At 66.4% G+C, this 21059-nt stretch carries 23 protein-coding genes; 18 read left to right on the top strand and 5 right to left on the bottom strand.

Annotation, left to right across the window (positions count from 1 at the left end):
- Positions 1–14: 14 nt before the first annotated feature.
- Both ACREE8_RS14965 and ACREE8_RS14960 read left to right on the top strand, forming a co-directional pair.
- Positions 15–1175: an acyl-CoA dehydrogenase family protein gene (locus ACREE8_RS14965; protein WP_431573810.1), complete on the top strand. Its 1161-nt coding sequence runs from the start codon at positions 15–17 to the stop codon at positions 1173–1175.
- Positions 1176–1216: 41 nt separating this feature from the next.
- Entirely contained in the window at positions 1217–2314 is a 1098-nt protein-coding gene (locus tag ACREE8_RS14960; protein WP_431573809.1) for an LLM class flavin-dependent oxidoreductase, read from the top strand.
- Between the two features lie 79 nt (positions 2315–2393).
- Here ACREE8_RS14960 and ACREE8_RS14955 read toward each other — a convergent pair whose 3' ends face one another.
- Positions 2394–2870 carry a cupin domain-containing protein gene (locus tag ACREE8_RS14955; RefSeq protein WP_431573808.1) on the bottom strand — a complete coding sequence of 159 codons (477 nt, stop codon included), beginning with the start codon at positions 2868–2870 and terminating at the stop codon, positions 2394–2396.
- A gap of 121 nt (positions 2871–2991) precedes the next feature.
- Positions 2992–3366: a hypothetical protein gene (locus ACREE8_RS14950; RefSeq protein WP_431573807.1), complete on the bottom strand. Its 375-nt coding sequence runs from the start codon at positions 3364–3366 to the stop codon at positions 2992–2994.
- Between the two features lie 228 nt (positions 3367–3594).
- On the opposite strand from ACREE8_RS14950, the gene ACREE8_RS14945 reads away from it, so the two are divergent.
- From ACREE8_RS14945 to ACREE8_RS14880, 14 genes are all read left to right on the top strand, one after another.
- Positions 3595–4374, top strand: a complete 780-nt coding sequence (locus ACREE8_RS14945; RefSeq protein ID WP_431573806.1) for an SDR family oxidoreductase — start codon at positions 3595–3597, stop codon at positions 4372–4374.
- A 157-nt stretch (positions 4375–4531) separates the two neighbouring features.
- The gene (gene folB / locus ACREE8_RS14940) at positions 4532–4966 is read left to right on the top strand and encodes a dihydroneopterin aldolase (protein ID WP_431573805.1); all 435 of its coding nucleotides are present in this window, start codon (positions 4532–4534) and stop codon (positions 4964–4966) included.
- A gap of 440 nt (positions 4967–5406) precedes the next feature.
- Complete coding sequence (gene uvrC, locus ACREE8_RS14935; protein WP_431573804.1) at positions 5407–7488, top strand: excinuclease ABC subunit UvrC; 2082 nt, start codon at positions 5407–5409, stop codon at positions 7486–7488.
- A gap of 144 nt (positions 7489–7632) precedes the next feature.
- Positions 7633–8205: a CDP-diacylglycerol--glycerol-3-phosphate 3-phosphatidyltransferase gene (pgsA, locus tag ACREE8_RS14930; RefSeq protein WP_431573803.1), complete on the top strand. Its 573-nt coding sequence runs from the start codon at positions 7633–7635 to the stop codon at positions 8203–8205.
- The gene (gene mobB, locus ACREE8_RS14925; protein WP_431573802.1) at positions 8202–8717 is read left to right on the top strand and encodes a molybdopterin-guanine dinucleotide biosynthesis protein B; all 516 of its coding nucleotides are present in this window, start codon (positions 8202–8204) and stop codon (positions 8715–8717) included. Before pgsA ends, mobB begins: the two co-directional genes overlap by 4 nt.
- A complete protein-coding gene (locus tag ACREE8_RS14920) occupies positions 8714–10000 on the top strand; it encodes a molybdopterin molybdotransferase MoeA (RefSeq protein ID WP_431573801.1) in 1287 nt (428 codons plus the stop codon). The genes mobB and ACREE8_RS14920 overlap by 4 nt, the downstream gene beginning before the upstream one ends.
- 220 nt (positions 10001–10220) lie before the next feature.
- Positions 10221–11639 (top strand): arylsulfotransferase family protein, encoded by a 1419-nt coding sequence (locus ACREE8_RS14915; RefSeq protein WP_431573800.1) that lies wholly within the window; start codon positions 10221–10223, stop codon positions 11637–11639.
- A gap of 49 nt (positions 11640–11688) precedes the next feature.
- Complete coding sequence (locus tag ACREE8_RS14910; RefSeq protein WP_431573799.1) at positions 11689–11958, top strand: hypothetical protein; 270 nt, start codon at positions 11689–11691, stop codon at positions 11956–11958.
- Positions 11959–11985: 27 nt separating this feature from the next.
- Complete coding sequence (locus ACREE8_RS14905) at positions 11986–12726, top strand: hypothetical protein (protein WP_431573798.1); 741 nt, start codon at positions 11986–11988, stop codon at positions 12724–12726.
- Positions 12723–13847, top strand: a complete 1125-nt coding sequence (locus ACREE8_RS14900; protein WP_431573797.1) for a sulfotransferase family protein — start codon at positions 12723–12725, stop codon at positions 13845–13847. Before ACREE8_RS14905 ends, ACREE8_RS14900 begins: the two co-directional genes overlap by 4 nt.
- Before the next feature lie 263 nt (positions 13848–14110).
- Positions 14111–14410, top strand: a complete 300-nt coding sequence (locus ACREE8_RS14895) for a hypothetical protein (protein WP_431573796.1) — start codon at positions 14111–14113, stop codon at positions 14408–14410.
- A 47-nt stretch (positions 14411–14457) separates the two neighbouring features.
- A complete protein-coding gene (moaD, locus tag ACREE8_RS14890) occupies positions 14458–14709 on the top strand; it encodes a molybdopterin converting factor subunit 1 (RefSeq protein ID WP_431573795.1) in 252 nt (83 codons plus the stop codon).
- A gap of 13 nt (positions 14710–14722) precedes the next feature.
- Positions 14723–15169, top strand: coding sequence for a molybdenum cofactor biosynthesis protein MoaE (locus ACREE8_RS14885; protein WP_431573794.1), 447 nt, complete (start codon positions 14723–14725; stop codon positions 15167–15169).
- 144 nt (positions 15170–15313) lie between these two features.
- Positions 15314–16741: an amidase gene (locus tag ACREE8_RS14880; RefSeq protein WP_431573793.1), complete on the top strand. Its 1428-nt coding sequence runs from the start codon at positions 15314–15316 to the stop codon at positions 16739–16741.
- Positions 16742–16751: 10 nt separating this feature from the next.
- Here the strand turns inward: ACREE8_RS14880 and ACREE8_RS14875 are convergent, their stop codons facing one another.
- The 3 genes from ACREE8_RS14875 to ACREE8_RS14865 form a co-directional block, all read right to left on the bottom strand.
- Entirely contained in the window at positions 16752–17570 is an 819-nt protein-coding gene (locus tag ACREE8_RS14875; RefSeq protein ID WP_431573792.1) for a TSUP family transporter, read from the bottom strand.
- Positions 17571–17672: 102 nt separating this feature from the next.
- The gene (locus ACREE8_RS14870; RefSeq protein ID WP_431573791.1) at positions 17673–18443 is read right to left on the bottom strand and encodes a cysteine hydrolase; all 771 of its coding nucleotides are present in this window, start codon (positions 18441–18443) and stop codon (positions 17673–17675) included.
- Positions 18444–18655: 212 nt separating this feature from the next.
- Positions 18656–19555: a branched-chain amino acid aminotransferase gene (locus ACREE8_RS14865; protein ID WP_431573790.1), complete on the bottom strand. Its 900-nt coding sequence runs from the start codon at positions 19553–19555 to the stop codon at positions 18656–18658.
- 237 nt (positions 19556–19792) lie between these two features.
- Between ACREE8_RS14865 and ACREE8_RS14860 the strand changes: the two genes are divergently transcribed.
- Positions 19793–20287 (top strand): MarR family winged helix-turn-helix transcriptional regulator, encoded by a 495-nt coding sequence (locus tag ACREE8_RS14860; protein ID WP_431573789.1) that lies wholly within the window; start codon positions 19793–19795, stop codon positions 20285–20287.
- Positions 20288–20364: 77 nt separating this feature from the next.
- Positions 20365–21057 carry a response regulator gene (locus ACREE8_RS14855; RefSeq protein WP_431573788.1) on the top strand — a complete coding sequence of 231 codons (693 nt, stop codon included), beginning with the start codon at positions 20365–20367 and terminating at the stop codon, positions 21055–21057.
- Positions 21058–21059: the final 2 nt, after the last annotated feature.

Here is a 21059-nt window from a genome sequence, read left to right as displayed (position 1 = left end):
CTGAGACAATTCCCATGGCCAAGCCATATCCGAAAATGACGATCGAGCTCGAGTCACTGGCCGGGCGCGCGGCCCGGCTCGCGGAAGAATTCGCCGTCACCGCCGGTGCCCATGATCGCACCAGCAGCTTCCCGCATGCCAATTTCGCCCGACTCGCGCAAGAAGGCCTGCTCGCCCTTAACGTCCCGAAGCGCTTCGGCGGCCGCGCCGGCGGGCTCGAGGATGCGGTGACCGTGATCCGCAGCATCGCGCAGGGCGAGCCTTCGACGGCGCTGGTGCTCGCCATGCATTATATCCATCTCGCGACCGCTGCGCGCAGCTGGCCGGCCTCCTGGGCAGAGCGTCTCGGCCGCGAGGCGGCGAACGAGGTCTCGCTGATCAACGCGCTGCGGGTCGAACCGGAGCTGGGCACGCCGGCGCGCGGCGGCCTGCCGGCAACCCTGGCCCGGCGAACCCCCACAGGCTGGAGCCTCTCCGGCCACAAAATTTACTCGACCGGCATTCCGATCCTGTCCTGGCTCGCGGTCTGGGCGCGCACCGAGGACGCCGAGCCAAAGGTCGGCACGTTCCTGGTACCCGGCGGCGCGCCCGGAATTGAAGTGAGAGAAAGCTGGAATCAACTCGGGATGCGCGCCTCGGCGAGCCATGACGTGATTCTCCAGAATGTCGTGATACCGGAGGATCACGCGGTCGATATCCGACCCCTGGCTGCCTGGAGTCTGCAAGAGCCCAATCAATATGCCTGGAGCACGCTGCTGGTGGCCGCCGTCTATCACGGCGTGGCGCTCGCAGCCCGCCATTGGTTCCTGCGGTTCGCCCGAACGCGAGCCCCCTCCAATCTGGGCGCACCCCTGGCCAGCCTGCCGCGCTTCCAGGAAGCGGCCGGCGAGATCGAGACGCTGCTCGGCGTCAATGACCGCCTCCTGCGCAGCGCCGCTCGCGATACCGATGAAGACAACCCGCCCAGCGTTGGCGAGAGCGGCCAGATCAAATTGACGGTCACCAACCAGGCGATCGCCGCCGTCGAAATCGCGGTCAAGCTCTCCGGCAATCCCGGCCTCTCCGCCGCCGAGCCGCTGGAACGCCATTTCCGCGACGTGATCTGCGGTCGCATCCACACGCCCCAGGATGATTCGGTCCGGATCGGCAGCGGGCGGCGGGCGCTCGATCACTGACCGGCAGAAGAGAGACGACGCTTCACCGAAGGAAAGCCATCATGAGCATCGATTTCATCGGCCTGATCGCCCACCGCCTCTCCTCTGAAACGATCCCGGCAAGCGGACCGATCGTCGATCTCGATTACATCCGGCGCTTCGCGCAGGCGCATGAAGCATCCGGCTTCGACCGCGTGCTGATCGCGCATCACTCGGAATCGCCCGACGGGGAGCAGATCGCCGCCTATGCCGCCAGCGTCACCGATCGGCTGGGCTACATGATCGCGCATCGGCCGGGGTTCGTGGCGCCGACCTATGCCGCGCGCAGCTTCGCCACGCTCGACCATGTCTCCAAAGGCCGCGTGGCGGTGCATATCATCTCGGGCGGCGACGATGCCGAGCAGCGCCGTGACGGCGACTATCTGACCCATGACCAGCGCTATGAACGCAGCGCCGAGTTCATCGAGGTCCTGCGCAAGACCTGGACCAGCGACAAACCCTTCGACTATCGCGGCCAGCATTACCGCGTGGAAGGCGCCTTCGCCCAGATCAAGCCGCTGCAGAAGCCCTCGATCCCGATCTATTTCGGCGGCTCGTCCGATGCGGCGATCGAGGTCGCGGGCAAGCATGCGGACATCTATGCGCTCTGGGGCGAGACCCATGCGCAGGCACGCGAAGCCATCACAAGGGTGCGTGCCTCGGCAGCAAAACATGGCCGCCAGCTTCGCTTCAGCCTTTCGCTCCGGCCGATCCTGGCCGACACGGAGGAGAAGGCCTGGAAGCGCGCAGACGAGATCCTCGAGCGCATCCACGAGGCCCGCGCCAAGGCCGGCCTCGGCAAAGCCGACCTCGCCCCGTCCAATACCGGCTCACAGCGTCTGCTGGCAGCAGCAGCGCAGGGTGCGCGCCTCGACAAGCGGCTCTGGACGGCGGCGGCGGTCGCGACGGGGGCCCGTGGCAACACCACCTCGCTGGTCGGAACGCCTGAGCAGGTCGCCGACGGGTTGCTCGATTACTTCGATCTCGGCGTCACCACGTTCCTGATCCGCGGCTTCGATCCGCTGGAGGATGCGATCGATTATGGCCGCGAGCTGATTCCGCTGACGCGGCGGCTTGCCACTGCACGAGCGCGCGGCCGAGGCACGTCGGCAGCCGAATAGCGTCGCCCGCCGGGTTCTTTTCACCCCTTTCCCTTGCGGGAGGGGGAGGGATGAAGTCGCCCGATAATCGCTGCCGAGCTCACTTATGCGGGTGGCGGTGGATCGGGTCGATCCAGGCGACCGATTCCGGGCGCTCGACCGGCTCGATGTCGAGATTGACGACCACCGGCTCCTGGTCGCTGCGCACCAGCACGCATTCGAGCGGCTCGCCGGGGTCGGCGTTGATCTCCTGATGCGGGACATAGGGCGGAATGAAGATGAAATCGCCCGGGCCGGCCTCGGCCATGAACTCCAGCGTCTCGCCCCAACGCATGCGCGCGCGGCCGCGCACCACATAGATCACGCTTTCGAGCGATCCGTGGTGATGCGCGCCGGTCTTGGCGTTGGGCGCGATGGTGACGGTGCCGGCCCAGATCTTCTGCGCGCCGGCGCGGGCGAGATTGATCGCCGTCGCGCGCGACATGCCGGGCGTCTGCGCCGTGTTCGGATCGAGCGAGGACCCGGGAATGACCTGGACGCCGTCTGTGCGCCAAGTCCTGGCGGGCGTTTCGGTCATGGGCAGCTCCTTCTCGATGCGCACAGGATATCCAGCAAGCTCGACATCGTGAGCCGGCGCGAAGGGTCAAGGCAAGCGAGGGATTGTTTCGTCCGACCCAAGCAAAAGCGCCGTCCGGACGTCAGCTGTTCAACACGTTGTAGCCGCGCCCGCGCAGGCAGTTGTTGATGATGCGCTTCTGCTCGCTGACGCCGCTGACGCCGCCGGCACCCGCGCCGACCGCACCGCCGGTCGCGGCACCGATGGCCGCACCCGTTCCGGCACCGCCGGAGAAGGCGCCGACGATGGCGCCCAGCGCGGCACCGCCCGCCGCCCCGAGCAAACCGGTCGTCGCCGCTTCGCCCGCCGGGCTGACCTGCTCGGCATATTGCCGGCACTCCGAAAGATCCTGCTGATATTTGGCGTTATCGACACCCTTCGTATCCACCACCGGCTGATAGGACTGGGCACAGCCGGCAAGGACGAGGATGAGCGCCAATGAAACCACGCGTCGCATGCGTCCAAACCCTCCTGCAGAATTTCCCCGCGACCCGAGGGCGCGGGAAAACCGAGACCCACCGACGATCGGCGTGACGGGCGCACCTGTCGCCCCCCATCCCGACCGTCACATTTCCCGAAGGATTTATACCATGTCCATTTTGCCGCAAGACAGGCTCGAATCTCGCGGCCCGATCAGGGGTTTGCAGGGTTGCCACCAGCGGGGACCCGGGTCATTCTCCCGGCCATGACGACTCCCGCCCCCGCTCCCGTTCGTGCTGCGCTCGTGACCGGCGCTGCCAAGCGCATCGGCCGCGCCATTGCCGAGGATCTGGTGCAGCAGGGCTGGGCCGTGGCCATCCACTACAACAGCTCGCGCGCCGAGGCCGAGGCGCTGGTGCAGACGATCGAGCGCGGCGGCGGGCGCGCCGTGGCGCTCCATGCCGACCTGCAGCGCGAGGCCGAGGTCGAGAGCCTGCTGCCGCGCGCGACCGAGGCGCTGGGGCCGCTTTCGCTCCTGGTCAACAACGCCTCGCTGTTCGAGATGGACAAGATCGACACGGCGACACGCGAATCCTGGGACGCGCATATCGAGACCAATCTGCGGGCGCCGCTGGTGCTCTGCCAGGCCTTCGCGCGCCAGCTGCCGGCAGGCGCCCCGGGCAACATCGTCAATATGCTGGACCAGCGGGTGTGGAAGCCCACGCCCTATTTCCTCTCCTACACGGTCGGCAAGATGGGGCTCTGGACGCTGACGCGGACTCTGGCGCTGGCGCTGGCGCCGCGGATCCGGGTCAATGGCATCGGGCCGGGCCCGACCTTGCCCAGCCCGCGCCAGACCGCCGAGCAATTCGAGCGCCAATGCGCTGCGATGCCGCTCGGACGCGGCACCACGCCCCAGGAAATCTGCGAGGCGCTCCGCTTCATCCTGGCGGCGCCGGCGATGACCGGCCAGATGATCGCGCTGGATGGCGGCGAGCATCTGGGCTGGGCCGTGCCGTCGCGCGGCTTTGTTGCGCAGGAATGAGCGGCGGCGCTACTGTTTCCGGGTGACGGCCATGGGGCTTTCCGAGACCATGCCGGCTCCCCAAATCTGACGAGACCCGGCTCTGGCTTTCGCAGCCACCCACCGGCTGGCGCAATATCTCCGATCGACGATCTCTCCGACAGACAAGGCGAATTCCATGGCCATCACCAAGCCCAAGAGCGCGACGACGAAGAAGGTGGTGAGCGCTTTCCCGGCGCGCCAAGCCGAAGCCGTTCCCATGCGCCTCTTCATCCGCGACCTGGTGCTGTCGGCGCGGATCGGCGTTCATCAACATGAACGGGTGGCCAACCAGCGGATCCGTCTCAATCTCGAGCTCGAGGTCGAAGCTGATGGGCCAATCAATGACGAGCTGGAGAACACGGTCTGTTATGGCGAATTGATGACAGGTATTCGACATGTGGTCGGCAACGGCCATGTGAACCTGGTCGAGACGCTGTGCGAGCGCATCGCCGAGATGTGCTTCGCCGATCGCCGCGTGCTGAACGCCAAAGTGAGGATCGAGAAACTCGATGTTTTCCCCGAGGCCTTGAGCGTCGGCATCGAGGTGGAGCGCCGCAGACCGGGCCGTTGAGCGGCGGCTCCGGTCATTAACCTGCAGCGCCAATACAACCCCCAGGATGTTTTAAACTGCATACTCCGAGATGCGAGGCACTGGCTGAACCCCTTGAAATGCCGGAACTATTGGTTAAGAGCTTGACAGGGGTTCCGGGGGTCCGAGTTGTGCACAGCGGGCCAGAGCGCAAATTAGGCTTGCAACCGCGCCCGCAGCCGGGCCGGGCCTTCATCAAGAGTTCATGCAAATATTTATTTTTGTAGCTTGATTTCAAACAGTTACGATTTATGCCTATTTAATAGGCAATGACGTGAAAGGGACGGATTCGCTGGCTCGAACCCTGGGCCGGCCCCCATTATCAACAGCGTTATGCACCGATTCCGTGGATATCTGAGAGCGCCCCAGGATTCCCGCGCGATTCCCTCGCGACGGGACCTCGCGGACCGAGGCGGGTGTCCATGACCCCCGACCGTCCGGACGATGCGCCCGCGCCCGCGCCGGGGTCCCCGAAGTCCCCGTCCGGTCCCGAAAATTCCGCGCCGCCAAGCCGCAAACGCGCCCGGACCCCGAGCCTGGCCGAGGGCGTCGCGCTGCTCGAGGCGCATCTCAAGACCCTGCCTTCCTCGCCCGGCGTCTATCGGATGCTGAACGCCGCCGGCGACGCGCTCTATGTGGGCAAGGCGCGCAATCTCAAGCGACGCGTCACCTCCTACACCCAGACCGACCGGTTGCCGATGCGCCTCAAGCGCATGGTGGCCGAGACCGAAAGTCTCGAGGTGGTGGTGACGCACACCGAGGTGGAAGCGCTGCTGCTCGAGAGCAATCTCGTGAAGCGGCTGCGGCCGCGTTTCAACGTCCAGCTCCGCGACGACAAGTCGTTTCCTTACATTCTTGTGACAGCCGATCATCCGGCGCCACAAATCACCAAGCATCGCGGCGCGCGCTCGCGGCCGGGCGAATATTTCGGACCCTTCGCCTCGGCGGGCGCCGTCAATCGGACCTTGACCGCGCTGCAGCGCGCCTTCCTGCTGCGCTCCTGCTCCGACAGCGTCTATAGCTCGCGGACGCGGCCCTGCCTGCTCTACCAGATCAAGCGCTGCTCGGCGCCCTGCGTGGGCCGGATCAACCAGGCCGATTATGCGGAGCTGGTGGCGGAAGCGCATGACTTCCTTTCCGGCCAGAGCCGCGACGTGCAGCAGCGCCTGGCCCTGGCGATGCAGGGCGCCAGCGAAGCGCTCGATTTTGAGACCGCCGCCAAGCTGCGCGACCGCATCCGCGCGCTGGCCCAGGTGCAGGCGCATCAGGACATCAATGTCGAGGATATCGACGAGGCCGATATCATCGCCGCCCACCAGGCGGGCGGGCAAACTTGCATTCAGGTTTTCTTCTTCCGCGCCGGCTCCAACTATGGCAACCGCGCCTATTACCCGTCGCATGACCGCGAGACGGCGCTCGACGAGATCATGGCCGCCTTCATCGGCCAGTTCTACGAGAACAAGACACCGCCCCGGCTGATCCTGCTCAGCGACAAGCCGGCCGATGAAGAGCTGCTGGCCGAAGCGCTGAGCGTGTCCGCGGGTCGGAAGGTCGAGTTGCTGCTGCCGCAGCGCGGCTCGAAGCGCCGCGTGATCGACCATGCGCTCGCCAATGCGCGCGAGGCGCTGGGCCGCCGGATGGCCGAAAATGCCAGCCAGCGCCAGCTGCTCGAGGGCGTCGCCCAGGCGCTGGGCCTCGACGCGCCACCGAACCGCATCGAGGTCTATGACAACAGCCATATCCAGGGTCGCCATGCCTACGGCGCCATGATCGTGGCCGGACCCGAAGGCTTCATGAAAAGCGCCTACCGCAAATTCTCGATCGTCGGGCCGAAGCACGGCAAGGATCGGCCCAAGCCGGCCAGCGAGCCGGCCGCGCCCACGACGCTGCATGAGCCTTCGCCAGCCTTCCAGGTGGAGAGCGAGCCGACGCCGGCCGAGGTGGTGGCGGCCCTGCCGGCGCCCACGGGCGGCGACGACTACGCCATGATGCGCGAGGTGATGGAGCGCCGCTTCGCCCGCGCGCTGAAGGAAGACCCGGAGCGCGAGCGCGGCACCTGGCCCGACCTGGTCATGCTCGATGGCGGGCAGGGGCAGCTCAATTCGGCGCTCGCGGTCTTCGCGGAGCTGGGCATCGACGATGTGGCGATCGTCGCCATCGCCAAGGGCCCGGACCGGGATGCAGGCCGCGAGCGCTTCTTCATGCCGGGCAAGCCGCCTTTCAGCCTCGAGCCCAAGGACCCGGTGCTCTATTTCCTGCAGCGCCTGCGCGACGAGGCGCATCGCTTCGCCATCGGCACCCATCGCGCCAAGCGATCGAAGCAGATCGGCCATTCGCTGCTGGACGAGGTCGCCGGCATCGGCGCCAAGCGCAAGAAGGCGCTCCTGCTGCATTTCGGATCGGCACAGGCGGTGGCGCGCGCCGGCCTGACCGACCTGACCCAGGTCGCCGGCATCAATGAAACGGTCGCCAAGAAGATTTACGACCATTTCCACGGACAATAGGGCTTTCCGGGATGCGCGCCGGACGGTTCGGGGCTGCGCCGGGGCGGCCATGACAAAACCGGTGCCAGCCCCTAAACTCCCCCCGCTTGCCGAGCCCGCCAGGGCGATTCGGAATTTTCCCAAAACTTTTGTCGATTCAACGTCATGATCACCAGCCTGCCCAACCTGCTGACGCTCTCGCGGATCGTCGCCATCCCGCTCCTGGTGGCGCTGCTCTATCTCCCGGGAGATGTGTGGCGCTGGGCCGCTTGTGCGGTCTATGCCGCCGCCTGCATCACCGACTATTTCGACGGCCATCTGGCGCGCAGCTGGAGCCAGACCTCGGCGCTGGGCCGCTTCCTCGACCCGATCGCCGACAAGCTCCTGGTCGCCGCCGCGATCGTGGTGATGACGGCGCTGGGCTACATCTCGGGCTGGACCGTGCTGGCGGGGGTCGTGATCCTCTGCCGCGAGATCCTGGTCTCGGGCCTGCGCGAGTTCCTGGCGGAGCTGCGCGTCGGCGTGCCGGTCTCGATGCTGGCCAAATGGAAGACCACGGTGCAAATGGTAGCCCTGGGCTTCCTCATTCTCGGCGATGCCGGCCCCGCCGCCCTGCCGATCCGGCTCATCGGCGAGATCGGATTCTGGGTCGCGGCGCTGCTCACGCTCGTCACCGGCTATGACTATCTCGTCACCGGCCTGCGCCACATGCAGAGCGAGGGCCAGGGCTCGCGATGAAGGTGATGGGCCTCGCCGGCTGGAGCGGCAGCGGCAAGACCACCTTGATGATGCGCCTGCTGCCCGAGCTGATCGGGCGCGGGATGACGGTCTCGACCATGAAGCATGCCCACCATAATTTCGACATCGACCAGCCGGGCAAGGACTCCTATGTCCATCGCTCGGCGGGAGCGACGGAAGTCGTGGTGTCGTCGGTCAACCGCTGGGCGCTGATGCATGAGAATCGCGGCGGGCCGGAACCGACGGCGGTCGAGCTGATGCGGCATATGACCCCCGTCGATCTGCTGCTGATCGAGGGCTTCAAGCGCGAGCCCCATCCCAAGCTCGAGATCTATCGCCAGGCCAACGGCAAGCCGCTGCTGCATCCGGAAGACCCGCATATCGTCGCGGTCGCGAGCGATGGTCCCCTGCCGGGGGTGAGGCTGCCGGTGCTGGCGCTCGACGACATCGGCGCGATCGCCGATTTCATCCTCGCCCATTGCGGCCTGCCGCCGCGCCGACCCGCCGGATGACGTCGTCGCTCGATCGCGACTGTTTTTCCAATAGCGAGCCGCTGATGCCGCTCGAGACGGCCCTGGCGCTGCTGCGCGGACGCATCCATTGCGTGGTCGGCACCGAGGCGCTGCCGCTGGAGGCGGCGCAGGACCGGATCCTGGCAGCCGATATCGTGGCCAAATTCGATGTGCCCGGCCACGACAATGCCGCGGTCGATGGGTATGCGGTCTATGGCGCGGATCTCGATCCGGCCGGCGAGACGCGTCTTCGGCTTTCAGGCCGCGCCGCGGCGGGCCATCCTCTCGCTCATGCTCAGCCGCGCGGCACCGCCGTTCGCATCTTCACCGGCGCCGCCATGCCGGCGGGCCCCGACGACAGCGCCGGTCCCGACACGGTCGCGATGCAGGAGGATTGCCGGGTCGACGGCGACAGCGTCGTGATCGCCGCCGGCCTCAAGCGCGGCCAGAACCGGCGCCGGCGCGGCGAGGATGTCACCGCCGGCCGCAAGATCCTGGAAGCCGGAATCCGACTGCGCCCCCAGGAGATCGGGCTCGCCGCCGCCGCGGGTCAGGCCAGGCTCGCGCTGCGGGCAAGGCTGCGGGTGGCGCTGTTCTCGACCGGCGACGAGCTGGCCGAGCCCGGCCAGCCGCTCGCCAGCGGCACGATCCATGATTCCAACCGCTACATCCTGGGCGCGCTGCTGCGCCAGAGCGGCGCCTCGGTCAGCGATCTCGGCATCCTGCCGGACCGGCCCGATGCGGTGCGCCTCGCGCTGCAGGTGGCGGCGCGCGATCACGACCTGCTGCTGACCTCGGGCGGCGTCTCCACCGGCGAGGAGGATCACGTCAAGGCGGCGATCGCGTCGATGGGCCGGCTGCATTTCTGGCGCCTCGCCATCAAGCCCGGCCGGCCCGTGGCGCTGGGCCAGATCGATGCCGGCGGGCGGGCGGTTCCCTTCGTCGGCCTGCCCGGCAATCCGGTGGCGGCCATGGTGACCTATCTGCGGATCGCGCGGCCTTTGATCCTCGGACTGATGGGGGCCAGGGATCTCGAACCGGTGCGCTATCGCCTGCCCGCCGCCTTCGCCCTGCGCAAGAAGCGCGACCGGCGCGAATTCCTGCGCGGTTGGATCGAGATCGATGCGACCGGCCAGCAAGCGGTGCAGCGTTTCGAGCGCGAAGGTTCCGGCATCCTCACCTCGATGACGACGGCCACGGGCCTGGTCGAGATCGCCGAGGAAGTGACCGCGGTGGCGCCAGGCGATCTCGTCGATTTCCTGCCGTTCAGCGACCTGCGATAAGCTGCCTATCCGCGGAATCTGATTTCATCGCGGGCTGAGCCACAAACTCGCCACATCGCGGGGGTTGCGAAACCCCCTCGGCCTGGATATTTGCCCTTAAGAGAATGTTGTGCGTTCGTAAACCGAAGCGGGGATGCGCTTCGGACAGTGATGGTTATCGGCTGATCACAACGGGCCGCAGCGATCGATTCCGTCTTGTTCCGATCAGGATCGCTGATCCATGTCCCTCGAACGACCCCAGCTCGACCCGACGCTTCTCGGCCCCACCCCGCCCTTCGGCACCGGATGGGATCGCGGCGGCGAAAGGCTGCGCCTGTCGGCGCCCCCGGCCGATGCGGCGCCCTCGCGCACCGGCGCGGTGATCTTCACGCTCTGCTGCTGCTTTATCGCTTTCGTCGGCGGCGCCTATGTGGTGCTCGATCGCCTGCCGCCCTATGGCCTGTTGAAGGACGCCTACAGCGCCGGCACGGCGCTCTATGACAAGACGGTTCATTATCAGGAGCCGCTGCAGACCGACCTCTGGGCCGATGCGCGCAGCGATCAGCGCGGCGTGACCGTGGCCGACGCCGGCAAGGCCTTTCCCGGTTTCACGCTCTACAGCTCCGGCCACGAGAGCGCCGCCTATCTGATCGATATGAACGGCCGCATCGTCCATGAATGGCGCCTGCCCTTCAGCCAGGTGTGGGATTCGAGCTCCGTCGTGGAGAAGCCGCGGCCCGACAGCTTCGTTTCCTTCGACAAGGTCCATCTGTTCCCGAATGGCGACATCCTGGCCGTCTATAGCGGTGTCGGCGACACGCCCTGGGGCCTGGGGCTGGTGAAGATGACCAAGGATTCGAAGGTCGTCTGGAAATATCTCGACCGCGTCCATCACGATGTCGAGGTCGGCGCGGACGGGCGGATCTACACCCTGACCCATCGGTTCCGCGACCAGCCGATCGGCAGCATGCCGCAGCTCGACACGCCGATGCTGGAGGATTCCCTGGTGATCCTCTCGCCCGACGGCCAGGTGGAGCAGAAGATCTCGCTGCTGGACGCGATGGCGGCATCGCCCTATCGGAAGTTCCTCGCGGCCTTGTCCGACTATGGCCGGCAGGATCCGCTCCATGCCAATGCCGCCAAGCCCATCGACGCGACGCCCGCCAACGCGCCCGCCGCCTGGCAGGCGGGCGACGTGCTGCTCTCCTTCCGCGAGGCGAGCCTGATCGCGGTGCTCGATCCGCGCCAGGGCCGCTTCGTCTGGGCCGCGCGCGGACCCTGGCTGGGACAGCATGATCCGTCGCTGTTGCCGAACGGCCATCTCCTGATGTTCGACAATATCGGCAATACCGGCCCGCTGGGCAGCTCGCGCGTGCTGGAAATCGATCCCGCCGATATGGCCATTGCCTGGGAATATGACGGCGCCCAAGGCCATCCGCTCGAAAGCGTGCTGCGGTCCAATGTGCAGCGCTTGCCCAACGGCAACAGCTTGATCACCGAATCCGATGGCGGCCGCCTCGTCGAGGTCACGGCGCAGGGCGAGATCGCCTGGGAATATATGAACCCGGTGCGCGGGGGACCCGCCGACCGGCGCATCCCGATCGTCGCCAGCGGCGAGCGCTTCGCCGCCGACCAGGTCGGTTGGCTGACATCGCAATAGAGGGGAACCGAACGGCGCAGGAGAAATCGATCAATCAAGGAGACTGGGAATGAACAAGCTCATCGTCGCCGTCGCGGTCATCCTCGGGGCTGCGACCCTCGCCCACCCCGCCTTCGCTTATGTCGGCCCCGGCGCGGGCCTCAGCCTGCTGGGCGCGCTCTGGGGCCTGCTGCTCGCCCTTTTCGCCGCGGTCGGATTCGTCGTGGCCTGGCCGGTCCGGCGCTGGCTGAAGCGCCGCCGCAAATCGGGCACGCAATCCGGCACCCGCCCGACCGTCATTGCCGGGTCGGACGCCCGCCGCACCCCGCAGTCCCGCTGATCGTCGCGCTCGACGAAGGAGTCGCTCATGGGCGCGCTCGATTGGCCGGGACTGGCCTTCGATTGGATCGACCAGATGATGCAGGCGCTGCCGGCGCCCGGTCGTCTCGTGCTTTGGGCGATGATCGCGGCCGCCCTGTCGATGGCGATCTATCGCTTCGCCTCGCCGCAAGCCCGGATCGCGCGGGCGCAGACCGAGGCGCTCGATGCGCGCCGGGCGCTCGACGGTTTTGATGGCGAGTTCGCCGAGGCCTGGCCGCTGATCCGCAATGTGCTGAGGACGGCGATGCGGCGCATCGGCCTGGTCCTCCCGGGCGTGCTGCTGGCCATGCTGCCGATCCTCGCCATGCTGGCCTGGCTCTCGACCAGCTATGGCTATCGCTTCCCCGACAAGGACGCGGCCGTGGATGTGGCCGCCAAGCCCGCCGGTGCCGGCGTCGCCGCGGAGCTCTCGGTCATGCCGCATCAGGCGATGCGCCCCGAGCAGCATCGCCTGCTGCTGCGCGACCCGACCGGGGCGATCGCGACATCGATCCCCCTGCCGAAGCCGGTCCCGGTCGTGGAGAAGCGGCGCTGGTGGCATGCGCTGGTGGGCAATCCGGCCGGCTATCTCCCCGACGACAGCGCCGTCGACAGGGTCGAGATCGCTCTGCCGGCGCAGGAGATGCTGCGGATGGGGCCGGCCTGGCTGCGAGGCTGGGAGCCGCTGTTCTTCGTGGTCATGCTGAGCGCCTCCCTTGCCATCAAACGGTTCTGGCGGATCGCATGAGCGAGCGGCCGGCCGACGACGCCCGCCTCGGCAGCTTCCAGGTGGCGGGCTGGATGGACGCGCTCGGCACCGTTCTCTGTCAGCGCGGCGCCGTGATGCGCGCCGCCGCACGCTGGGAGAGCCGGCTGCTGCGCGACCGGCTCGATCGCCAGCCGATCACGGCCCCGGTCTGGATCACCGGCCTCGCCCGCAGCGGCTCGACGATGCTGCTCGAGCTCCTGGCGTCCCATCCGCAGCTCGCCAGCCATCGCTATCGCGATTTCCCGCCGGTGCTGACTCCCTATCTCTGGAACCGCCTGCTGGGATTCATGCCGCTGAAGGCGGAGCTGCCGGCGGAGCGGGCCCATCATGACGGGATCATGGTGACTTCGGACAGCCCGGAAGCCTTCGAAGAACCGGCCTGGATGGCCTTCTTTCCCGACCTCCACCAAACGCCGCATTCCGCCCTGCTCGATTCCCGGACCGATGAACCGGCCTTCGAAGCCTTCCTGCGCGACCATATGCGCAAGCTGATGCTGGTGCGCGACCGGCCGCGCTATCTCGCCAAGGCCAATTACGACAGCACGCGCCATGGCTATCTGTTGAAGCTCTTTCCCGATGCCCGCTTCATCGTGCCGATCCGCGAACCGCTCTGGCATGTGGCTTCGCTGATGAAGCAGCATCGGCTGTTCTGCGAAGCGCAAGCTCGCTATCCGGCTGCCCGACGACACCTCGCGCGCGCCGGCCATTACGAGTTCGGGCTCGACCGTCAGCCGATCGATTGCGGCAATTCCGATGCGACCGCGGAGATCCGGGCGCTCCGGCAGGCCGGCCGCGAAGCCGAAGGCTGGGCCCTGCAATGGGCCGGGCTCTATGGCCTGATGGCCAAGGAAATCGAGACCGACGACGCGCTCGCCGACGCGATCCTGATGGTGCGCTACGAGGATCTCGTGGCGACGCCGCGGAAAACGCTCATCCGCATCCTGGCGCATGCGGACCTCGAGCCCGACGAGGCGCTGCTGCGCCAAGCGGAGGAGCGGCTGCACCGTCCGGATTATTACCGACTGAAATTTTCGCCCATGGAAGCCGAGGCCGTTCGTGAAAGAACCGCCACCGTCGCGAGCTGTTTCGGCTATGCGTAAGGCGAGACGCGGCGCGGGCTCACGCTGATATTGCGCTGCGGCAGCGTGACCATCGCGTAACGCGGTGCCCTCACATCATCACAGAGAAATCACTTCGGATCGGCGGCACTGCCACATTGCCGCCATCGATTCTGGGTTGAATAGGGACGCGTTGCGAACGACGACGCGTTCTTCCTGCTGCCCCTGGACTCAATCGGACTTCGATCCCATCGAGCCGATCTGCGTTGGAAGAGCGCGAACAACACCGAGGCAGGAGTGCGCCGATGACCGATCAAAGCCCCTCCCCGTTGCAGGACTTCTCGGCCGACCCGAGCGAGGCCGGCCATGCCATGCTGCCCACCCTTTCGCTTCCGGCCGTCTCCATCCCCGTCGTCTCCGTCCTGCGTATCACAGTCTCGAAGCGAGTCCGCGGCGGTGCGGCCGAGCGTCTCAATCGCTCGGCCCTCTGGTTCGCCGCCACCGGCCGCTGGATGAATCGCAGCTTTGACCCCGCCGGGTCTGAGGCTATTCGCGAGAGCTGCCGCACGCTGCCCGCGGCGGCCGGCGAGGATGATGAGCCCTGATCCTCTGAGGCTGGCCGCGCCGGGCCCGAGGGGCTAATCTGGCCCTTATGAAACTGCTCTATTTTGCCTTGTTCCGCGCCCGGATCGGCTGCGGCGAAGAGGAGTTGGCGCTGCCCGCCGAGGTCAAGACGGTGGGGGCCCTGGTCGATTGGCTCGCCCAGCGCGGGCCCGGCTATCGCGCGGCCCTGGCCGACCGCAAGCTGGTGCGTGTCGCGGTCAATCAGGACTATGTCGATTTCGACCATCCGGTCGCGGCCAATGACGAGGTCGCGCTGTTCCCGCCCGTCACCGGCGGCTGAGCGGGCGGCCGCCATGATCCGCGTTCAACGCGAAGATTTCGATCCCGGCACCGAGATGACGGCGCTGACGCGGGGCCGCCACGACATCGGCGGTCTCGCCTGTTTCGTCGGCCTCGTGCGCGACATGGCGGGCGACAAACCGATCGGCGCCATGACGCTCGAGCATTATCCCGGCATGACCGAGAAGAAGCTCGCCGAGATCGAGGCCGAAGCGCATCGGCGCTGGGCCTTGCAGGGCAGCCTCGTGATTCATCGCTATGGCCGGCTCGAGCCCGGCGACCGGATCGTGCTGGTGATCACCGTCTCGGCCCATCGCGCGGCCGCGCTCGAGAGCTGCCAGTTCCTGATCGACTGGCTCAAGACCGACGCGCCTTTCTGGAAGCTCGAAGAGACGCCCGATGGCGGCGAATGGGTGAGTGCCCGCGACAGCGACGAGAGCGCCAAGAAGCGCTGGCTCTAGTGGCCGACGCATCGTCCCTGCTTCCTCCCCTTCCTTTTCGTCAGAGTGCCATCGCGCTTGGGTGTCCGCCATCCCTTGTGCTATGACCGAAATCAAGACTTGTCGGCGCAGTCAATGCGCCACGAAAAATCCAGGGGAATCGACATGACGGATCTCGATCTCTGCTATTTGTCCGCGACCGAAGCGGTGCGGCGTTTCAAGACCAAGAAGCTGTCGCCGGTGGAGCTGGTGCGGGCGCTGGTGGAGCGCGCCGAGCGGGTCGAGAGCAAGGTCAATGCTTTTACCTATACCTTCTATGACCGCGCCATCGACCAGGCCAAGAAGGCCGAGGCGAAATATATGCGCACCGACGGCCGCACAAGGCCGCTCGAGGGCCTGGCGATCGTCATCAAGGACGAGACCACCATCAAGGGCGAGCGCACCACCTTCGGCTCGCTGGTCTTCAAGGACAATGTCGATACGGTCACGGCCCCGCCGGCCGAGCTGATCTTCAAGGCGGGCGCCATCATGCTGGCCCGCTCCTGCGCGCCCGAGTTCTCCTGCGCGCCCATCACCCACACCAAGCTCTGGGGCACGACCCGCACGCCCTGGAACCTCTATTACACATCCGGCGGCTCGTCGGGCGGCGCGGGTGCCTCGCTCGCCGCCGGCACCACGACGCTCGCCAACGGCTCGGATATCGGCGGGTCGATCCGCATCCCGGCTTCCGCCTGCGGCGTCTATGGCTTCAAGCCGCCCTATGGCCGCAACCCCGATTCCGGTCCCTTCAATCTCGACTGGTACAACCATGCCGGCCCCATGGCCCGCTCGGTCTCCGACGTGGCAATGCTGCAGAACGTGATGTCGGGCCCGCATCCGCGCGACATCGTGCCGGTGCGCCCGAAGCTGCGCATCCCCGACAAGTTCGAAGGGATCAAGGGCTGGCGCATCGCACTTTCCGTCGATCTGGATTTCTACGAAGTCGACAGCGAGGTCGCGGCCAATACGAAAGCCGCGGCCGCAGCGCTGCGCGACCTCGGCGCCAAGGTCGAGGAGGTCAAGATCGGCTGGACCAAGGATGTGAAGCGCGCCACCTGGGCTCATCTCTCGGGGCTCTTCGGCGCCTGGGTCTCGCGTCTGATCCCCGAGCATGGCCGCAAGATGATGCCCTATACCCGCGAGTTCGCGCGCCGCGCCAAGAAGACCACGCTGGTGGATTTCGTCGAGGGCATGGAGATCGAGAGCGCCATGTATGAGAAGCTGGGCGCGCTGTTCCAGACCTACGACCTGCTGATCTGCCCGACCCTGGCCCTGCCGGCGATCAAGGCCGATGCCGATCTCGGCGATCCGGGCATCAAGATCAACGGCGTCAAGATCGACGGCTATCTCGACTGGTGCATGACCCCGCCCTTCAACGCCATGAGCCGCTGCCCGGTCATGAGCGTGCCCTCGGGCTTCGCCAAATCGGGCGTGCCGACGGGCCTGCAGATCGTCGGCCGCCCCTATGACGATGTCGCCGTGTTCCGCGCCGCCAGCGCCTATGAGCGGCTGCGGCCCATGTATGACAGCGACGACCGCCGCCCGAAGCTCTAGGAAGCCGCTTTCAACCCTGGGCGGACGATCGTTCCCAAAAGATCTTTGCAGCGGCGGCCAGTAGCGCCAGCGCCAGCAGGATCTTGAGCGCGAACACCGGTGCGGCGGCAGCGGCCAGGCCACCGATCAGGCTGCCAACGACCGAGCCCAGCCCCATCGCCATGGTGATGCGCTGGGGGCCGCGTCCGCGTGGGATGGCGCCGAGCCGTCCATAGCGCCAGATCCCAATCGCGACGATCGCAAGCGAGATCATCAAACTCGCGGTCCCGGCCGTCTTGATGTCGGCATCAAAGACGAACATCAGGGTCGGGATCAGAAGCTCGCCGCCGGCCACCCCCAGGAGACTGCTCACCAGCCCGATACCGAGCCCCATCAGAACAGCCATAGGAAGACGCACGAATAGTTCGGAAGGCAGATCGAGCGGCTGAAAGGGAAAAAGAACTTCGATCAGCAGAAGACCACCCAGCGCCGCCAGCAGGATCGCGATGGCAGCGATCAAGCGTTCGCTCTTCAGGCGATGGACCAGCGCAGCGCCCCAAAAGGCGCTGATCATGCCGCCCGCCATCAACCCGATGATCTCCGGCAGATGCTGCTCCAGGGCGCCAGCCGGCACGACATGGCTGCGAAACAGCAGGGCCGCCGCCAGCGTCGTCAGGCTGACGATCAGGTTGAGCGGGATCGACGCCTTCGCGGGAAAGCCGATGACGTGCATCAGCACGGGCAGGCGAAACTCGCCGCCGCCGAGCCCGATCAAGCCGGCGAGGGCCCCAATCGGCGCCGAATAAGCGAAGGCCTTCTGGGCATAGGGGCAACCGAGCGCCGTGCGCATATCTATTCTCGCAAGGGATATATCCTAGCGAGCATATCGCTGATCGAACTAGAAATAAATGACTTGGACCGCGTGATCTTGCGACGCCGGCTCGCGGGCTTCCTACCCCATGGCCGCGACCGCTTCGTCGGTCGAGAGCACCGCATGGGCGAGGAAGCGGTAATTGATCATCGCCGCCTGATAGCCGTCGCCCCATTCCGGATGGCGGGGGCCGGCGGTGGCGTCCTTGACCACCGCAATCTCGAAGCCCTGCTCGAGGAGCTCGCGCAGATGCGACTCCACGCATATGTTCGCCAGCATCCCACCGAGGATGATCTTGCCGATTCGCCGCTTGCGCAGCTGCAGGACCAGATCGTTGGTCTGCGGCCCCCATACCTTGTGCGGACTGACGATGACCGTCTTCCCATCTTCGATATAGGGCTTGAAGCGATCCAGCCAGTCCGCGCCCGAGTTCGGGAAGCCCGCCAGAGTCAGCGGACCGCTTCGGGCAAAGGTGTGGGTTCGGAATTCGTCGCTCTCCAGCGGTCCGTTGAACTTCCAGCCGTTGTCGGTGGGATAGAAATAATGCGGCGATATGAACACTTCATATCCCTTCGCCTTCGCCGCCTTGAAGATCCGCTCCATATTCTCGACCGTGTGATTCTCGGTCACGCTGGCGCCGACCGCGCCCCAATTCGCGCCCTTCTCGCTCAGCACATCGTTCTGCGGGTCGATGAACACGACCGCGGTGTCGCTCTTCTGGAACTGCAGACCTTGCGTCTCGGCCGCGACCGCCGTGCCCGACACGGTGGAAGCGGCCGAAGCGGCGATGATGGCGGCCCCGCCGATCAGCAACTCCCGGCGCGACGCCAGTGTTTTGTCTTTCTTTGCCAATTGCAGTCTCCTTGTGTCGGATGATCCGATCGGGCGGGGACCTTCCCAGCATGAGAGCGTTGTCGCGACGAGTTATAGGGCGCCCGGCGGACCGGCCACTAGAATGAAACCCGCTCGATGACGTTTACGGGGGCGTAATGCGCGCGGAATCGAAAAGGGCCGCGTCCCTCTCGGGAGCACGGCCCCTTTGGCTCCGAAGCGTCGGCGCGGGCTTATTCGGCGGCGCTGCGCTGGCTCGCGGGCTTGCGCACTTCGGCGCTGTAGTCCGCCATCATCTGGCGCGTGATCGCGCCCACCGTGAATTTATGCTCGGCGATCTCGCCCACCGGCGTGACCTCGGCCGCGGTGCCGGTGATGAAGAACTCCTGCGCCTTCTTCAGATCGTCCGGGAAGATCGCGCGTTCGATCACCTTGATGCCGCGCCGGCGCGCGAGATCGATCGCGGTGCGCCGGGTGATGCCGTCGAGAAAGCAATCGGGCTTGGGCGTGTGGATCTCGCCATTGATGACCATGAACACATTGGCGCCGGTGCATTCGGCGATCTGGCCGCGATAATCCAGCATCAGAGCGTCGGCATAGCCGTTGCGCTCGGCCTCATGCTTCGAGAGTGTGCAGATCATGTAGAGACCGGCCGCCTTGCTCGAGGTCGGCGCCGTGTCCGGCGCCGGGCGGCGCCATTTCGACCATTGGATCTTGATGCCCTTCTCGCGCAGCTCGGGCGAGAAATAGGAGGGCCACTCCCAGACCGCGATGGCGAGGTGGATTTTGCTCTGCTGGGCCGAGACGCCCATCATCTCGCTGCCGCGCCAGGCCACGGGACGCACATAGGCGTCCTGCAGGTTCATCGCCTTCAGCACCTGGTTGGTGGCGGCGTCGATCTCGGCGGCGCCGTAGGGAATCTTGAATCCGAGGATGTCGGCGGACTTGACCAGCCGCTCGCTATGCTCGGTCAGCTTGAAGACCTGCCCGCCATAGGCGCGCTCGCCCTCGAAGACGCAGGAGGCATAGTGCAGCGCGTGGGTGAGGACGTGGATCTTCGCCTCGCGCCAGGGCACCAGCTTGCCATCGAACCAGATGACACCATCGCGATCGTCGAAGGGCAGAACACTCATGACCGTCGAAACCTCTCTCTGAAGGGCGCCCGCCGGGCGCCTGGTCGATCATCCCGTCTGTTGAAGCCGGTTCCGGGGCTCCCGCCGGCCGCCCGGCGCCAAACCGAGTCTTGATTTTTTTTGGCGCGGAGCAGCGTGAACCGGAGCACTATAATAGCAGCACTGTCCCGATCGGTTTTAGACCAAAACCTGGAATTATGTCAATATTACTGACGTAAACCTGTTACCTTGTGCGCCATGGTCGACCCTCGTCCCCCTGCCAACCCTTTGTTTTTGCGCGAAGAGGATCTTCGGCAAGGCATGGAGCTTTTGTTCTACGCCTACCGCGATTTCACTTTCGTGGCGGATGCCATGCTGGAGGAGTTCGGCTTCGGCCGGGCCCATCACCGCGTGATTTATTTCGTCGGCCGCAAACCCGGCATGACGGTGTCGGAATTGCTGGCCATTCTCAAAATCACCAAGCAGTCGCTCTCCCGCGTGCTGGGCGCCCTGGTCGAGCAGGGTTTCGTGAGCCAGCGCCCTGGCGAACGCGACCGCCGGCAACGGCTGCTGGAGCTGACCGAGAAGGGTGCCGAGCTGGAGCGCCGCCTGTCGGAGCGCCAGCGTTCGCTGATCGCCGCCGCCTATCGCGGTGCCGGCGCCGATGCGGTCGAAGGCTTCCGCAAGGTCCTGCTGGGCCTGATCAATGAGGAAGACCGCGCCGCCCTGGCGCTGCCGCGCCGGCAGCCCTGACCGTCGGACCGGCCCACCCCGCGCAAGCCTCGGCCGGCTGGCCTGGGCCGGGAGCGCCGGCCTATAATCCGGGTGCAATGACCGCCGAAGCGCCCCACATCCTCGTCGTGGACGACGACAACCGGCTCCGAGAGCTTCTGCGCAAATACCTCGCCGACAAGGGCTTTCGCGTGACCGCCGCCGCCGACGCCAAGCAGGCGCGCGAGCGGCTGGCCGGCCTCTCTTTCGACCTCATCGTCTGCGACATCATGATGCCGGGCGAGAGCGGGCTGGAACTGACCCAATCCCTGCGCCGGGAGAGCAATGTGCCGATCCTGCTCTTGACCGCGATGAGCGAGGCGCAGCATCGCATCGCCGGTCTCGAGCAGGGCGCCGACGATTATCTGGCAAAACCCTTCGAGCCGCGCGAGCTGGTGCTGCGCATCCAGAATGTGCTGCGCCGCAGCCGCGACGCCCAGGCCGCGGCAGCACCGCGCCGGCTGCTGCGATTCGGCCCCCATGCCTTCGATCTCGACCGGCGCGAGCTGAAGCGCGGCCAGGAGGAGATTCGCCTGACCGCGGCCGAGGCCGAATTGCTGGCGGCCTTGGCGCAGCGCGCCGGCGAGGCCGTCAGCCGCGAGGAACTGTCGCAGCAACCTTCGGCCGAAGGCAGCGGACGCGCGGTCGACGTGCAGATCACGCGCCTGCGCCGCAAGATCGAGCCCGATCCGCGCTTTCCCCGCTATCTCCATACGGTGCGGGGACGCGGCTACATGCTGCGGCTGGACTGAGC

Source organism: Hypericibacter sp. (assembly GCF_050729195.1).
Lineage (GTDB): Bacteria > Pseudomonadota > Alphaproteobacteria > Dongiales > Dongiaceae > Hypericibacter.
Note: the sequence above shows the minus strand (reverse complement) of the source record. Positions and strands in the feature narration are given on the sequence as shown.

Excerpts from the sequence above, each read along its gene's own strand:
- ACREE8_RS14965 (WP_431573810.1), top strand. The coding sequence starts at position 15 with ATGGCCAAGCCATATCCGAAAATGACGATCGAGCTCGAGTCACTGGCC.
- ACREE8_RS14960 (WP_431573809.1), top strand. The coding sequence starts at position 1,217 with ATGAGCATCGATTTCATCGGCCTGATCGCCCACCGCCTCTCCTCTGAA.
- ACREE8_RS14955 (WP_431573808.1), bottom strand. The coding sequence starts at position 2,870 with ATGACCGAAACGCCCGCCAGGACTTGGCGCACAGACGGCGTCCAGGTC.
- ACREE8_RS14950 (WP_431573807.1), bottom strand. The coding sequence starts at position 3,366 with ATGCGACGCGTGGTTTCATTGGCGCTCATCCTCGTCCTTGCCGGCTGT.
- ACREE8_RS14945 (WP_431573806.1), top strand. The coding sequence starts at position 3,595 with ATGACGACTCCCGCCCCCGCTCCCGTTCGTGCTGCGCTCGTGACCGGC.
- folB (WP_431573805.1), top strand. The coding sequence starts at position 4,532 with ATGGCCATCACCAAGCCCAAGAGCGCGACGACGAAGAAGGTGGTGAGC.
- uvrC (WP_431573804.1), top strand. The coding sequence starts at position 5,407 with ATGACCCCCGACCGTCCGGACGATGCGCCCGCGCCCGCGCCGGGGTCC.
- pgsA (WP_431573803.1), top strand. The coding sequence starts at position 7,633 with ATGATCACCAGCCTGCCCAACCTGCTGACGCTCTCGCGGATCGTCGCC.
- mobB (WP_431573802.1), top strand. The coding sequence starts at position 8,202 with ATGAAGGTGATGGGCCTCGCCGGCTGGAGCGGCAGCGGCAAGACCACC.
- ACREE8_RS14920 (WP_431573801.1), top strand. The coding sequence starts at position 8,714 with ATGACGTCGTCGCTCGATCGCGACTGTTTTTCCAATAGCGAGCCGCTG.
- ACREE8_RS14915 (WP_431573800.1), top strand. The coding sequence starts at position 10,221 with ATGTCCCTCGAACGACCCCAGCTCGACCCGACGCTTCTCGGCCCCACC.
- ACREE8_RS14910 (WP_431573799.1), top strand. The coding sequence starts at position 11,689 with ATGAACAAGCTCATCGTCGCCGTCGCGGTCATCCTCGGGGCTGCGACC.
- ACREE8_RS14905 (WP_431573798.1), top strand. The coding sequence starts at position 11,986 with ATGGGCGCGCTCGATTGGCCGGGACTGGCCTTCGATTGGATCGACCAG.
- ACREE8_RS14900 (WP_431573797.1), top strand. The coding sequence starts at position 12,723 with ATGAGCGAGCGGCCGGCCGACGACGCCCGCCTCGGCAGCTTCCAGGTG.
- ACREE8_RS14895 (WP_431573796.1), top strand. The coding sequence starts at position 14,111 with ATGACCGATCAAAGCCCCTCCCCGTTGCAGGACTTCTCGGCCGACCCG.
- moaD (WP_431573795.1), top strand. The coding sequence starts at position 14,458 with ATGAAACTGCTCTATTTTGCCTTGTTCCGCGCCCGGATCGGCTGCGGC.
- ACREE8_RS14885 (WP_431573794.1), top strand. The coding sequence starts at position 14,723 with ATGATCCGCGTTCAACGCGAAGATTTCGATCCCGGCACCGAGATGACG.
- ACREE8_RS14880 (WP_431573793.1), top strand. The coding sequence starts at position 15,314 with ATGACGGATCTCGATCTCTGCTATTTGTCCGCGACCGAAGCGGTGCGG.
- ACREE8_RS14875 (WP_431573792.1), bottom strand. The coding sequence starts at position 17,570 with ATGCGCACGGCGCTCGGTTGCCCCTATGCCCAGAAGGCCTTCGCTTAT.
- ACREE8_RS14865 (WP_431573790.1), bottom strand. The coding sequence starts at position 19,555 with ATGAGTGTTCTGCCCTTCGACGATCGCGATGGTGTCATCTGGTTCGAT.
- ACREE8_RS14860 (WP_431573789.1), top strand. The coding sequence starts at position 19,793 with ATGGTCGACCCTCGTCCCCCTGCCAACCCTTTGTTTTTGCGCGAAGAG.
- ACREE8_RS14855 (WP_431573788.1), top strand. The coding sequence starts at position 20,365 with ATGACCGCCGAAGCGCCCCACATCCTCGTCGTGGACGACGACAACCGG.